The sequence below is a fragment of the Pseudomonas sp. MONT-RG-20F-20-E-7-02 genome (genome assembly GCF_022662395.1).
Lineage (GTDB): Bacteria > Pseudomonadota > Gammaproteobacteria > Pseudomonadales > Pseudomonadaceae > Aquipseudomonas.
In genome coordinates, this window is sequence record NZ_JAKNQN010000001.1 from 1090173 (window position 1) to 1103695 (window position 13523).

Annotated in this window: 14 protein-coding genes; 10 read left to right on the forward strand and 4 right to left on the reverse strand. The window is 60.6% G+C overall.

Features of this window, described 5'->3' with window-relative positions:
• The first annotated feature begins 39 nt into the window (after window positions 1–39).
• Window positions 40–915 (forward strand): LysR substrate-binding domain-containing protein, encoded by an 876-nt coding sequence (locus L8I05_RS04960; RefSeq protein WP_242167391.1) that lies wholly within the window; start codon window positions 40–42, stop codon window positions 913–915.
• 242 nt (window positions 916–1157) lie between these two features.
• Complete coding sequence (locus L8I05_RS04965) at window positions 1158–2726, forward strand: TerC family protein (protein ID WP_242167392.1); 1569 nt, start codon at window positions 1158–1160, stop codon at window positions 2724–2726.
• Here L8I05_RS04965 and L8I05_RS04970 read toward each other — a convergent pair.
• Both L8I05_RS04970 and L8I05_RS04975 read right to left on the reverse strand, forming a co-directional pair.
• A complete protein-coding gene (locus L8I05_RS04970) occupies window positions 2710–3063 on the reverse strand; it encodes a thioredoxin family protein (RefSeq protein ID WP_242167393.1) in 354 nt (117 codons plus the stop codon). The two genes, L8I05_RS04965 and L8I05_RS04970, sit on opposite strands and share 17 nt — an antisense overlap.
• An 88-nt stretch (window positions 3064–3151) precedes the next feature.
• Complete coding sequence (locus L8I05_RS04975; RefSeq protein ID WP_242167394.1) at window positions 3152–3400, reverse strand: hypothetical protein; 249 nt, start codon at window positions 3398–3400, stop codon at window positions 3152–3154.
• Between the two features lie 447 nt (window positions 3401–3847).
• Here L8I05_RS04975 and L8I05_RS04980 point away from each other — a divergent pair, with 447 nt between their 5' ends.
• The 8 genes from L8I05_RS04980 (at window position 3848) to L8I05_RS05015 (ending at window position 10413) form a co-directional block, all read left to right on the forward strand.
• Window positions 3848–4696 carry a transporter substrate-binding domain-containing protein gene (locus tag L8I05_RS04980; RefSeq protein WP_159957483.1) on the forward strand — a complete coding sequence of 283 codons (849 nt, stop codon included), beginning with the start codon at window positions 3848–3850 and terminating at the stop codon, window positions 4694–4696.
• 52 nt (window positions 4697–4748) lie between these two features.
• Window positions 4749–5411, forward strand: a complete 663-nt coding sequence (locus L8I05_RS04985; protein ID WP_159957481.1) for an amino acid ABC transporter permease — start codon at window positions 4749–4751, stop codon at window positions 5409–5411.
• Window positions 5412–5422: 11 nt separating this feature from the next.
• Complete coding sequence (locus L8I05_RS04990) at window positions 5423–6085, forward strand: amino acid ABC transporter permease (RefSeq protein ID WP_025857548.1); 663 nt, start codon at window positions 5423–5425, stop codon at window positions 6083–6085.
• Window positions 6082–6864, forward strand: a complete 783-nt coding sequence (locus tag L8I05_RS04995; protein WP_065907741.1) for an amino acid ABC transporter ATP-binding protein — start codon at window positions 6082–6084, stop codon at window positions 6862–6864. The genes L8I05_RS04990 and L8I05_RS04995 overlap by 4 nt, the downstream gene beginning before the upstream one ends.
• Before the next feature lie 14 nt (window positions 6865–6878).
• A complete protein-coding gene (locus tag L8I05_RS05000) occupies window positions 6879–7265 on the forward strand; it encodes a RidA family protein (RefSeq protein ID WP_159957479.1) in 387 nt (128 codons plus the stop codon).
• A gap of 143 nt (window positions 7266–7408) precedes the next feature.
• Window positions 7409–8173, forward strand: a complete 765-nt coding sequence (locus L8I05_RS05005) for an IclR family transcriptional regulator (RefSeq protein ID WP_106580124.1) — start codon at window positions 7409–7411, stop codon at window positions 8171–8173.
• 8 nt (window positions 8174–8181) lie between these two features.
• A complete protein-coding gene (locus L8I05_RS05010; protein ID WP_242167395.1) occupies window positions 8182–9390 on the forward strand; it encodes an amino acid deaminase in 1209 nt (402 codons plus the stop codon).
• A 117-nt stretch (window positions 9391–9507) separates the two neighbouring features.
• The gene (locus L8I05_RS05015) at window positions 9508–10413 is read left to right on the forward strand and encodes a sugar kinase (protein ID WP_242167396.1); all 906 of its coding nucleotides are present in this window, start codon (window positions 9508–9510) and stop codon (window positions 10411–10413) included.
• A gap of 112 nt (window positions 10414–10525) precedes the next feature.
• Here the strand turns inward: L8I05_RS05015 and L8I05_RS05020 are convergent, their stop codons facing one another.
• Complete coding sequence (locus tag L8I05_RS05020) at window positions 10526–10801, reverse strand: peptidylprolyl isomerase (RefSeq protein ID WP_242167397.1); 276 nt, start codon at window positions 10799–10801, stop codon at window positions 10526–10528.
• 50 nt (window positions 10802–10851) lie between these two features.
• Window positions 10852–13389 (reverse strand): PAS domain-containing sensor histidine kinase, encoded by a 2538-nt coding sequence (locus tag L8I05_RS05025; RefSeq protein ID WP_242167398.1) that lies wholly within the window; start codon window positions 13387–13389, stop codon window positions 10852–10854.
• Window positions 13390–13523 lie beyond the last annotated feature (134 nt).

Genomic DNA, 13523 nt, shown 5'->3' on the forward strand with positions numbered 1-13523 from the left:
TGGGCTGAAGCACTTCATTACCTTTGAGCTAATGTCACGATGGAAATCCGCCATTTTCGCTATTTCCTGGCCGTTGCCCGCCAGCGCAACTTCACCCGCGCCGCCGAGCAACTGGGCATTGCGCCGCCGACGTTAAGCCGGCAAATCCAGGACATGGAAGCCAGCCTGGGTACGCGCTTGTTTATCCGCCAGCAACGCGAAGTCAGCCTGACCGAGGCCGGCGCGGCCTTGCTGATCGAGGCCGAAGCCACCGTGCGCCAATTCGAATTCGCCCAGCGCAATGCCCAGCGCGCCGGGCGGGGCGAGATCGGCCATATCGAGTTGGGCTATGTGGCCTCGGCGGTGTACTCCGGTGTGTTGCAGCGGCAGATGCAGGCGTTCAGCCAGGCCAATCCCGATGTGAGCGTGAATGTGCGCGAATGCGCGATGGCGACACTGCCCAGCGCCGTGGCGGACGGGCGTTATGATATTGGCTATGTTCGCTCGCCCATGACCTTGCCCGATGGCATCGAAGCGGTGCGCCTGAGCAGCGAAGGGTTTGTGTTGGCGTTGCCGCAGGCTTCCTGGCTGCTGGAGCTCAAAGCCATCGGTTGTGAACACCTGCAAAACGAGACGTTTATCCTGCCGGAACAAATCAGCGGCACGCTGCATGTCGCGGCCCAGGGCGGTTTTGCGCCGCGCCTGGGGCCGCAACCGGGTGGGTTGGTGGCGGTGGTGGCGCTGGTGTCGTTAGGGCAGGGCGTGGCGGTGGTGCCGGTGTCGATGGTTGGGCATGTGAGTTTGCCGGGCGTGGTGTATCGCGCTATTCAGGGCAGTGAGGCGTCGTCGTGGCTGTCGCTGATTCACCGGCGTTTTGAGAAAGCGCCGGCGGTGGCGCGGTATATCCAGCAGGTTTCTGCCGGGGCAAAGGGTTGATTACAGATTTTGTAATAGTTTTGCGTTGTGGGAAATTTTGGTTTCGCCTGTACGATCCAAGTCCTTTTGTTATTTCAGGACTTGCATGAACACCCTCTTGGAGCCTCCCAGTCGTCTTTCCCCAAGACATTTGCTGCTGTTCCCGTTAAAGCACCCCGTATTCCGACTGCTAACCTTGTCCCGGTCCACTGACCGCGCTTTGCCGTGTCCGGCATTCTGAAATCTATTACGAGACTCTATAAATGGAATGGTTAGCGGATCCAACGGCCTGGCTCGGCCTGTTGACCTTGATTGTGCTGGAACTGGTGCTGGGCATCGACAACCTGGTGTTTATCGCGATCCTGGCGGACAAGCTGCCGCCGGAGCAGCGCGACCGGGCGCGGTTGATTGGTTTGTCCCTGGCGTTGCTGATGCGCCTGGGCTTGCTGGCGAGTATTTCCTGGTTGGTGACGCTGACCCAGCCCTTGTTCGAGGTGTTCGACAAGAGCTTCTCCGGCCGTGACCTGATCATGCTGTTTGGCGGTGTGTTCCTGTTGTTCAAGGCCACCATGGAATTGCATGAGCGCCTGGAAGGCCACGTGGCCCAGCGCTCGGGCAATGTGGCGTATGCGATGTTCTGGCCGATCGTGGCGCAGATCGTGGTGCTCGACGCGGTGTTCTCCCTCGACGCGGTGATTACGGCCGTGGGCATGGTGGATGAACTGGCGGTGATGATGATCGCAGTGATCGTGTCCATCGGCTTGATGATCGTGGCGAGTAAACCGCTGACCCGCTTCGTCAACGCGCACCCTACGGTGATCATGCTGTGCCTGGGCTTCTTGATGATGATCGGTTTCGCCCTGACTGCCGAAGGCTTGGGCTTCCATATTCCCAAGGGCTATCTGTATGCGGCGATTGGTTTCTCGATCCTGATCGAGGTGTTCAACCAGATTGCCCGCGCCCGCCGCAAGAAGTCGGCGCAAGGCACGTTGCCGGTGCGCCAGCGTACCGCGCATGCGGTGATGCGTTTGCTTGGCGGTCGCAGCCTGGCCGTCGAAGGCATGGATGACGACGTTGCTGACCTGATGGGCGAGCCGGATGCAGCCCAGGGCCCGTTGTTTGATCGACGCGAGCGCGTGATGATCAGCGGCGTGCTGCAATTGGCCGAGCGGCCGATTCGCACCTTGATGACGCCACGGGCCAAGGTCGACTGTATTGATCTGTCGGACGATCGCGACACTATTCGCCTGAAATTGATGCATTCGTCCTACTCGCGCCTGCCGTTGATCCGCCACGGCGCTATCGATGAGCCATTAGGTTTCGTGCACAAGAAGGAGTTGCTCAAGGAATACCTGGCCGGCAACGAGCCGAACCTGGAGCACTTGGCACGCCGCGCGATCAACCTGCTGGAGAGTTTTTCGATCCTCAACGCCCTGGAACAGATGCGCCAGGAATCCACCCACATTGCGTTCGTGATCAACGAATTCGGCGATTTCATGGGGGTGTTGAGCATGACCGACATTCTCGAGTCCATCGCCGGTGAATTGCCGGATGCCAGCGAGATTGAAGGGCCGGATATTGTTGAGGAAGGCGAGGGTTTTCGTGCCAATGGCGCCGTAAACCTGACCCAGATTCGCCAGCGCACCGGCTTCAAGGCCGTGGCCACCGATGATTATCAGACCCTCGCAGGTTTAGTCATGAGCCTGTTGGACCGCCTGCCGATAGTCGGCGACAGCCTAGAGCATGAAGGCTGGCGCCTTACCGTGGCAGCGGTGGATGAGCGGCGGGTGACGCAAGTTCGTCTGGAGCCTACAGCTAGGCATAGCGGCTGAATATATTGTTCAGTTCTTGCGTCAGGGTTTTCTCGTCTTCAAACCCTCTGATGACTTCCTGAACCTCGCCGTCGATATGCGTTACCAGCGTAGGTGTGCCGGTAACCTTCTCAGTACTGCGGCGTTCAGGCTTGCCCAGCTCAGGCGCAACGGTCGGCTCGATGACATAGCTATCCACAAACCTATCATGCTCTTTGGCGGCGCTTTCAAAAAATGGTCTGTAGTACTCGCATGCCGGGCAGCTTTTTGAAACAAATAGCGTGAATACGATTCGACCCTGTTTCAGTGCGGACTCATAGCCCGCCTGGCTGGTAATGACGTCGTTAGTGGTTGCCATGATGAAATCCCTCTCGGCTTGCGGTTACTGCCAACGCTAAGCCGAGAGATCACCCCCGTCTACTGTCAACCTTCACAGGTAGACACGCTTAAACATCTGCGTCACGTTCCATGCGTTCACGGGCCTTGCGCGCCTGACTCGCGCATTTCTTGTATTCCTCATTGTCCCGCGACGCCTTCGCCTTGCGATAGCCGTGATGGTTCTGGCTGGTGTAATCGGTGCTGAAAGCCTCTTTCAGCTTGGTTAATTCCTCCTTGCATTCGCGCCGATCATTACTGGCCAAGGCCGTACCGGCCACCCACCAACACACCACAACCACCAAAATTCTTACCTTCATCACGCCCGGCTCCTCCACACAGATACCCCCAGCCTAGCCCAACCCAAAAAATCAGCCACACCCACACAATACTCAAAGCAACAACGCCCCCCCCTGTGGGAGCGGGCTTGCCCGCGAATGCGTCAGCTCAGCCACCATTGATGGCAACTGACCCACCGCCATCGCGGGCAAGCCCGCTCCCATAGGTGTTCAATATCAGCCCCGCTACGGTGCAAGGTAACGCCACCCTGGTGCGCCACCTGTCACTGTGTGTCCCTGAGTAGCAGACTGCCTCCATCCGCTGGCCAAGCGCCTCACCCAGCACAAACCATTATCCCTATGATTCAAAACGAATTTATCCCAATCATATTTTTCTCTTACCCCGTGTGGCACACTTTCTGCTGTCTATTCCGTTGTTACATACTAAGTTCCGGTATAGCGGAATACACAACTCCTGGAGTGCTTGTCATGCATCACCGACCTTCCGTGTTTAAAGCGTGTGTTTTTCTCTTCGCCGCATCGGCTTCCCTCGCAAGCGTAGTGCAGGCGGCGGACAGCAAGCTCGATGATGTGCTCAAGCGTGGGCATCTCATCGTGGGTACAGGCAGTACCAATGCGCCGTGGCACTTCCAGGGAGCGGATGGCAAGTTGCAGGGTTTTGATATCGACATCGGCCGTATCGTCGCCAAGGGTCTGTTCAACGACCCGAGCAAGGTCGAGTTTGTGGTGCAGTCGTCTGACGCACGTATTCCCAACCTGCTGACCGACAAGGTCGACATGAGTTGCCAGTTCATCACCGTCACCGCCAGCCGTGCGCAGCAAGTTGCATTTACCTTGCCGTACTACCGCGAAGGCGTGGGCCTACTGTTGCCGAACAACAGCAAGTACAAGGAAATCGAAGACCTGCAAGCCGCAGGCGACAGCGTCACCGTGGCCGTGCTGCAAAACGTCTACGCCGAAGAGCTGGTGCACCAGGCATTGCCCAAAGCCAAGGTCGACCAATACGACAGCGTCGACCTGATGTACCAGGCCGTGAACTCCGGCCGCGCCGATGCCGCCGCCACCGACCAATCCTCGGTCAAGTACCTGATGGTGCAGAACCCCGGCCGCTACCGCAGCCCGACCTACGCCTGGAGCCCGCAAACCTACGCGTGCGCGGTCAAGCGTGGCGATCAGGACTGGCTGAACTTCGTCAACACCGCGTTGCATGAAGCCATGACCGGTGTGGAATTCCCCACCTACAAGGCCTCGTTCAAGCAATGGTTCGGCGTGGATTTGCCAGAGCCTGCGATCGGTTTCCCGGTTGAGTTCAAGTAAATCGTAAACCCTGGGGCGCCCCTGACGGCGCCCCAATCAGGTACTGCCGACCATGAACTATCAGTTGAACTTTGCCGCCGTGTGGCGTGATTTTCCCAGCTTGCTGGCGGGGCTCGGCCTGGGCCTTGAGCTGGCGCTGCTGTCGATCGCGATTGGCTGCGTGATCGGTTTGATGATGGCGTTTGCCATGCTGTCCAAGCACCGCGCGTTGCGAGTCTTCGCCTCGGTGTATGTGACGGTGATCCGCAATACGCCGATCCTCGTGCTGATCTTGTTGATCTACTTTGCACTGCCGTCATTGGGGATTCGTCTCGACAAAATCCCCTCGTTCATCATCACCTTGTCGCTGTACGCCGGTGCCTACCTCACCGAAGTGTTCCGTGCCGGGCTGTTGAATATTCCCAAGGGCTTGCGCGAAGCCGGCCTGGCGATTGGCTTGGGTGAGTGGCGTATCCGCGCCTATATCACCGTGCCGGTGATGCTGCGCAATGTGTTGCCGGCGCTGTCGAACAACTTTATCTCGCTGTTCAAGGACACCTCCCTGGCCGCTGCGATTGCCGTGCCGGAGCTGACCTACTACGCCCGCAAGATCAACGTCGAAAGCTACCGGGTGATTGAAACCTGGCTGGTCACGACCGCGCTCTACGTGGCTGCCTGTTACCTCATTGCCATGCTGCTCCGTTACCTGGAACAGCGTCTGGCGATCCGTCGTTAAGGAGGGTTTCCATGTACGAATCCCCCAGTTGGTTGCATGAGTTGTGGATCGCCCGGGACACCCTGTGGGCGGGCTTTCAGGCCAGCGTGTATGTGTCTGCGCTGGCGATTATTTTCGGTACGCTGATCGGCATTGTCGCCGGGTTGATCCTGACCTACGGCAAGTTCTGGATGCGCGCGCCGTTTCGTCTGTATGTCGACCTGATCCGTGGCACGCCGGTGTTTGTGCTGGTGTTGGCGTGTTTCTACATGCTGCCGGCGCTGGGTTGGCAGATCACTGCGTTCCAGGCTGGCGCCGTCGGGCTGACGCTGTTTTGCGGCTCCCACGTCTCGGAAATCGTGCGCGGTGCGCTGCAGGCCATTCCCCGTGGGCAATTGGAGGCGGGCAAGGCGATTGGCCTGACGTTCTACCAATCCCTGGGCTACGTGCTGTTGCCTCAAGCGTTGCGCCAGATCCTGCCGACCTGGGTCAATTCCTCCACGGAAATCGTCAAGGCCTCGACCTTGCTCTCGGTGATCGGCGTGGCGGAATTGCTGCTGAGCACCCAGCAAGTGATCGCGCGTACCTTCATGACCCTGGAGTTCTACCTGTTCGCCGGGTTTCTGTTCTTTGTCATCAACTACGCCATCGAGTTATTCGGGCGCTACATTGAAAAGCGGGTGGCCTTGCCATGAACCAACCTCAAACAAACCAACCGCTGCTGAACATTCGCGGCCTGCGTAAACAGTACGGCCAGGTAGAAGTGCTCAAGGGCGTCGACCTGTCCATGCAGCGCGGCAATGTGGTGACGTTGATCGGCTCCAGCGGCTCGGGCAAGACCACGCTGCTGCGTTGCGTCAACCTGCTGGAAGAATTCCAGGGCGGCCAGATCACCCTGGACGGCGAGTCCATCGGCTACAGCGAAATCGCCGGCAAGCGCGTGCGTCACCCCGAGCGCGTGATTGCCCAGCACCGCGCGATGACCGGCATGGCGTTCCAGCAATTCAACCTGTTCCCGCACCTTACCGCGTTGCAAAACGTCACCCTCGGCCTGCTCAAGGTCAAGAAGATGGGCAAGGACGAAGCCGTAGCCCTGGCGGAAAAATGGCTGGACCGCGTCGGCCTGCTGGAGCGGCGCAACCACTTCCCGGGCCAGCTCTCCGGCGGCCAGCAACAACGCGTGGCGATTGCCCGTGCGATTGCGATGAACCCCAGCCTCATGCTGTTCGACGAAGTCACCTCGGCCCTCGACCCCGAGTTGGTGGGCGAAGTGCTCAGCGTGATCAAGGGCCTGGCGGAAGAGGGCATGACCATGTTGCTGGTCACCCACGAAATGCGTTTTGCCTACGAAGTGTCGGACAAGATCGTATTCATGAACCAGGGCCGCATTGAAGAGCAGGGCACTTCGAAAGACATCTTCGAACGCCCGCAGTCGCCGCGCCTGGCGGAATTTTTGAAGAACATTCGTTTTTAATCAGGAGCAACTTTATGAGCATTACTCGTTACGGCACCGGCAGCACCGCCGGCGGTGGCCAACCTCGTCCTTTCGCCCGCGCGGTAGAAGCGGACGGCTGGCTCTACGTCTCGGGCCAGGTGCCGGCAGTCGACGGTGAAATCATCAACGGCGGCATCGTCGAGCAAACCCGCCAGACCATGCGCAACGTGGTGGCGATTCTGGAAGAGGCCGGCTACGAACTCAAAGACGTGGTGCGCGTCGGCGTATGGCTCGAAGACCCACGGGACTTCTGGAGTTTCAACAAAGTCTTCGGCGAATACTTCACCCCGGAACACGCCCCGGCGCGCGCCTGTGTGCAGGCCAACATGATGGTGGACTGCAAGGTCGAGATCGATTGCGTGGCCTACAAGAAGAAGTAAAGATGGCTGCCTAAACGATCGTTCCCACGCTCTGCGTGGGAACGCCGCCCTGGACGCTCTGCGTCCGCTTCTGTGACGCAGAGCGTCACGGTATGCATTCCCACGCAGAGCGTGGGAACGATCAACAGAGACCGACTACTGCCATGACCGAAGACACCATCAAACGCCGCGCCAAAGGACTGGACCGTGCATTCGATATCCTCGATTTTCTCAAGGAAATCGGCCAGCCCCTGCGCCCGAATGATATTGCCAGCGGCATCGGCAGCCCCAAATCCACCGTCTACGAACTGGTCGCCTCGTTGCTTGAACGGCGCATCCTCGAAACGGTGGGCAAGGACGGCCACGTCTACCTCGGCCGCCAGCTGTACTTCCTCGGCCAGGCGCACCTGCGCCATTTCGACCTGACCCGCGAGGCCGACCACGCCTTGCAGGAAATCGTCAGCCAAACCCACGAAACCGCGCAGATGTGCCTGCTCAACGGGCGCAAATACACGGTGGCGCTGATGCGCGAAGGCGAGCGGCATTTCCGCATTTCGTCGGACATCGGCGAAAACGCACCGATCCCGTGGACCGCCTCCGGGCGCCTGCTGCTGGGGCACTTGAGTGACCAGCAAATCATCGACCTGATCGACTACGACGACTTCATCCTGCCGGACGGCCAGCGCCTGCCGTTGGAAACGTTCCTGGCGCAAATCCGTCAGGCCACCCTCGACGGGTTCTTCTCTTTCGACAGTGTGGCCGACACCTTTACCCATTGCTTCGCCGCCCCGGTGCGGGACGCGCAAGGCATCAGCATTGCAACCTTGTGCATCGTCGCCCCACGGGCCGACGCGATTAAAAATTACAACGACTATCGCCGGGTGTTGATCGACAGCGCCAACAACCTGGCCCGTCGCATCAACGAATAGGAGTTTTTATGTCTGCCCTCAATGCCGTTGAAAAAGGCGCCGCCGCCGTTGGCGCCCACCTGGTCCGCGACGTCAGCCTGCCGGCCCTGGTGCTGCATCGCGACGCCCTGGAACACAACATTCGCTGGATGCAGGCATTTGTCAGCAACAGCGGCGCAGAACTCGCGCCCCACGGCAAAACCAGCATGATGCCGGCATTGTTCCAACGCCAGATCGAAGCCGGCGCCTGGGGCATCACCCTGGCTAACGCGGTGCAAACCCGCGCCGCTTATGCCGGTGGCGTGCGCCGCGTGTTGATGGCCAACCAACTGGTCGGCGCGCCGAACATGGCGTTGATTGCCGACTTGTTGGCCGACAAGGATTTTGACTTTCACTGCATGGTCGATCACCCGGATAACGTCGCCGACCTCGGCCTGTTTTTCGCCGCCCGTGGCCTGCGCCTGAACGTGATGATCGAGTACGGCGTGGTCGGCGGCCGTTGCGGTTGCCGCAGCGAGCAGGAAGTGCGCGAGCTGGCCAAGGCGATCAAGGCCCAGCCAGCCCTGGCCCTTACCGGTATTGAAGGCTACGAAGGCGTGATCCACGGCGAACACGCCGTCAGCGGCATCCGCGACTTCGCCGCCAGCTTGGTGCGCCTGGCAGTGGACCTGCAAAACAACGGCTCTTTCGACCTGCCCAAGCCGATCATCACCGCCTCGGGCTCGGCCTGGTATGACCTGATCGCCGAGTCGTTTGAAGTACAAAACGCCGCTGGCCGCTTCCTCAGCGTGCTGCGACCTGGCAGCTACGTGGCCCACGACCACGGCATCTACAAAGAAGCGCAATGCTGCGTGCTCGACCGCCGCAGCGACCTCAACGAAGGCCTGCGCCCGGCGCTGGAAGTCTGGGCGCATGTGCAATCGTTGCCAGAGCCGGGCTTTGCGGTGATTGCCCTGGGCAAGCGCGACGTCGCCTACGACGCCGGCCTGCCGGTGCCGCTCAAGCGCTACAAGGCCGGTATTCTGCCGGCCGAAGGCGATGACGTCACGGCCTGCAAGGTCACGGCAGTGATGGACCAGCACGCGTTCATGAGCGTGGCGCCGGGGGTTGAACTGCGTATCGGCGACATCATCTCCTTCGGCACCTCGCACCCGTGCCTGACCTTCGACAAATGGCAAGTGGGCTGCCTGGTGGATGAGCAGTTGCAGGTGATCGAGTCCTTGCAGACCTGCTTCTAAACCGCGTCGCGCCTATCGCAGGCAAGCCAGCTCCCACATTGGAAGTGTGAATACATTCCAACTGTGGGAGCTGGCTTGCCTGCGATGAGGCCCTCCAGAACACCGAGAGACCCAGGCATGAACACACAACCGCGCATCGCCCTCATCGGCGAATGCATGATCGAACTCCAACACCGCGCCGACGGCAGCCTGCAGCAGAGCTTCGGCGGCGACACCCTCAACGCAGCCGTCTACCTGCGCCGCGAATTGGGCAGCGTCGGCACGGTCGACTACGTCACCGCCCTGGGCGATGACAGCTTCAGCGATGCCATGTGCCAACAATGGACCGACGAAGGCCTCGGCCTGGGCATGGTCCAACGCCTGCCCGGCCGTCTACCCGGTTTGTACTGCATCCAGACCGACGCCAATGGCGAGCGCAAATTCCTCTACTGGCGCAACGAAGCCGCCGTGCGCGACTGCTTCACTACCCCGGCCGCCGAGCCGATCCTGGCGGTTTTGCCGGGTTACGACGTGGTGTATTTCAGCGGCATTACCCTGGCGGTACTCGGTGAAGTCGGGCGCGCGCGTTTACTGCACACCCTGATCGAAACCCGCCAGCGCGGTGGCAAGGTGGTGTTCGACAATAACTACCGCCCGCGTTTATGGGCCAGCGTCGAAGCGGCGCGCGCGGCGTATCACGCGGTGTTGGTCGAGGTGGATATCGCCTTGCTGACCGAAGACGACGAACGTGCGTTGTTTGGCTATGCCGACAGCGAACAGGTGTTTGCGGCGTACCCGGCGATTGCCGAAGTGGTGCTTAAGCGCGGCGCAGATGACTGCTTGATCCGCTGTGATGGCGAGCGCTTTGCCGTACCGGCGTTGAAGGTCGAGAAGGTGGTGGACACCACGGCGGCGGGGGATTCGTTCAGTGCGGCGTATTTGGCCAGCCGGCTGAAAGGTCAGTCACCTGAGGAGGCGGCCTTGGCTGGGCATCGGTTGGCGAGCCGGGTGATTCAGGTGCCAGGGGCTTTAATTGCGCGGTGAATGGCCGCCTGCGGCGGTTCGCAGGCAAGCCAGCTCCCACATTTGACTGCACTGATCGTTCCCACGCTCCGCGTGGGAATGCCTCACCGGACGCTCCGCGTCCGCTCTCTGGTCAGTCGCGGTAAAACACCTGCACCAAGTGATACCCAAACTTGCTCTTGATCGGCCCATGCACCACCTTCACCGGCTTCTTGAAGATCACCACATCAATCGCCCCGACCATCTGCCCCGGCCGCACTTCACCCAAATCACCGCCGCGCTTGCCGGACGGGCAGGTCGAGTATTTCTTGGCCAGCACATCAAACGCTTCGCCCTTGGCAATGCGCTGCTTGAGCTGTTCGGCTTCTTCACTGGTCTTGACCAGGATGTGACGGGCTTGGGCTTTCATGTTGTTACCTTGCAACGGTCAAACGGAAGGGCGCGCGATTATGCCTGAACTCATTCGTCAACGTTGATCATGCTGCGGATTTTCGTCGCCAGCAGTTCGATGGAGAACGGCTTGGCCACCATGTCCATGCCATCTTCAAGGAAACCCTGGCGTTCGGCGGCCTTTTCGGCGTAACCGGTCATGAACAACACTTGCAGGCCGGGCCGGTGCTGGCGGGCGATTTCCGCCAATTGGCGGCCGTTCATGCCCGGCAGGCCGACGTCGGTCACCAGCAGGTCCACACGCAAATCCGACTCCAGCAACGGCAGTGCCGTGCGTGCGTCCGCCGCCTGGTGCGCGGTGTAGCCCAATTCATCCAGCACATTGACCACCAGCATGCGCACGGCCGGGTCGTCCTCGACCACCACCACGGCTTCGCCAGCCAGGGCCAGCGGGGCTTCGCTCATGTGCGCCGGCAGGCTGCTTTCCAGCGCGGTGCCGTGCAGGCGCGGCAGGTACAGGCGCACGCTGGTGCCTTTGCCGGGCTCGCTTTGAATGGTCACGTGGCCACCGGATTGCTGGGCAAACCCGTAGATCATCGACAACCCAAGGCCAGTGCCTTGGCCGATGGGCTTGGTGGTGAAAAACGGGTCGAACGCCTTGGCCAGAATCTTCGGCGCCATGCCGCTGCCGTTGTCACTCACGCCGAGCATCACATAATCGCCGGCCTTGACCGGTTCCAGCGTGGTGATGTCGGTGCCGTCCAGGTAACTGTTGGCGGTTTCGATGAGCAATTCGCCGCCGTCGGGCATGGCGTCGCGCGCGTTGATCACCAGGTTCAACAGGGCGTTTTCCAATTGGCTGGCATCGGTGTTCACCGCCCAGATATCGCGGCCCAGTTCCACGTTGAGCGTGATGTGCGCGCCCTTGGTACGCCGGAACAAGTCTTCCAGCGACGCCACCAACTGATTGGGGTCCAGCGGACGTCGGTCCAGTGACTGGCGCCGCGAGAACGCCAGCAGCCGGTGGGTGAGGGCGGCGGCGCGGTGGGCGGAAGACACCGCCGCGTCGGTAAACCGGCCGATTTCGTCGCTGCGCCCGGCCGCGATGTAGCGCTGCATCAGGTCCAGGCTGCCAATAATCCCGGTGAGCATGTTGTTGAAGTCATGGGCGATGCCGCCAGTGAGCTGGCCCACCGCTTCCATCTTCTGCGCATGGCGTAGCGCGTCTTCGGCGCGCTCGCGTTCGAACATCTCGTTTTGCAGGCGCTGGTTGGCCTCGGCCAGCGCCTGGGTGCGCTGGGCCACGCGTTCTTCGAGGTTTTCGTTGAGGTGGCGCAGGGCTTCTTCGGTGAGTTTGCGTTCGGTCTCATCGATCACAAAGATGTAGAAACCGTTCACCGAGCCGTCATTGCTGAAGCGCGGCAGGTACTTCATCAACGCATGGCGCGGGCGCCCATCGTGGTGCGGCGTGATGGTCATAAAGCTGCAGGCCTTGCCGCGCAGCGCGGCGGCGATCTTGTCGGCGCGCCCGGCATACACCTCATCACCGAGCACTTCGCGGATGCTCTTGCCGTACAGCTCTTGCGGGGTCATGCCGTACCACTCCAGGTACGCGCTGTTGTTCAAGCGAAAACGCTGTTCGTGATCGACATAGCCGATCAGCACCGGCATGGCGTTGATGATCAACTGCAGCTCGGTCTGGCTTTGGCGCAGGGCCTGCTCGGTGTGCTTGCGCTCGGTGAGGTCCAGCGCGGCGCCTAAAAAGCGCGCCGGGCGGCCATGCTGGTCCTTGTAGCAACGGCCTCGGGCAAACACCCAGCGCACCTGGCCATCGGCTTGCTGCAGGCGGTATTCCTCGGCGTATTCGGTGCCGAAGGTGATGCAGTGCTTGATGCTGCGCGCCACCATGCCACGGTCTTCAGGGTGCACGCCTTGCAGGTACTCGCTGATCGGCAACAGGCCGGCGTCACTTGGGTCAACGCCGTGCAGGTAGGCGAAGTGAGCGTCGGCAATAAAGCGGTCTTCGCCGATATCCCAGTCCCAGGTGCCGACCGCGTCCGTCGCCGCCAGTGCCAGTTGCAGGCGCTGCTCGCTGTTGTGCTGGGCCTTAAGGCTGTCTTCGGAGCGCTGTTGCAGTTCCAGGGCTTTGCTGCGGCGTTCGTTGGTTTCGATGGCGATGACCAGGATGCCGGCCACCGTGCCGCTTTCGTCGCGGACCGGGCTGTAGGTCAGGTCGAGCCAGATCTCAGTGTCGCGATGGTTGCGTTGCAGCACGAAGCGCTGCTCGCTGAACGTGCGCACCTCGCCGCCGAGGACCGCGTCGTAGACCGGCGCAGTGAAGCTCGCCAGTTCCGGCCACGTCTCATGCGCCGGCTGGCCGAGCGCGGCGGGGTGTTTGTTGCCCGCGAGCTTGGCAAAGCCGTCGTTATAGAGCTGCGTGAGTTGGCTGCCCCACAGCAACAGCATCGGCATCGGTGAGTGCACCACGATGTCGACGGCTGTGCGCAGGCTTTGCGGCCATTCATTGGCCTCACCGAGGGGGCTTTGCGCCCAGTCCAGCCGCGCAATCAATGCAGCGGCTTCGCTACCGGTGGATGTTCCATTCATGAAAAAGCCCTACACCTGACACTTTTAAGTACAACAAAATCCGATTATCCCGCGAGACGGGAGCGGCTGACTACCCCCCGAAAAATAGCATGCATTGGGGTTTTGTCTTCAAATGAGTGCTTGGGAGCTGAAAC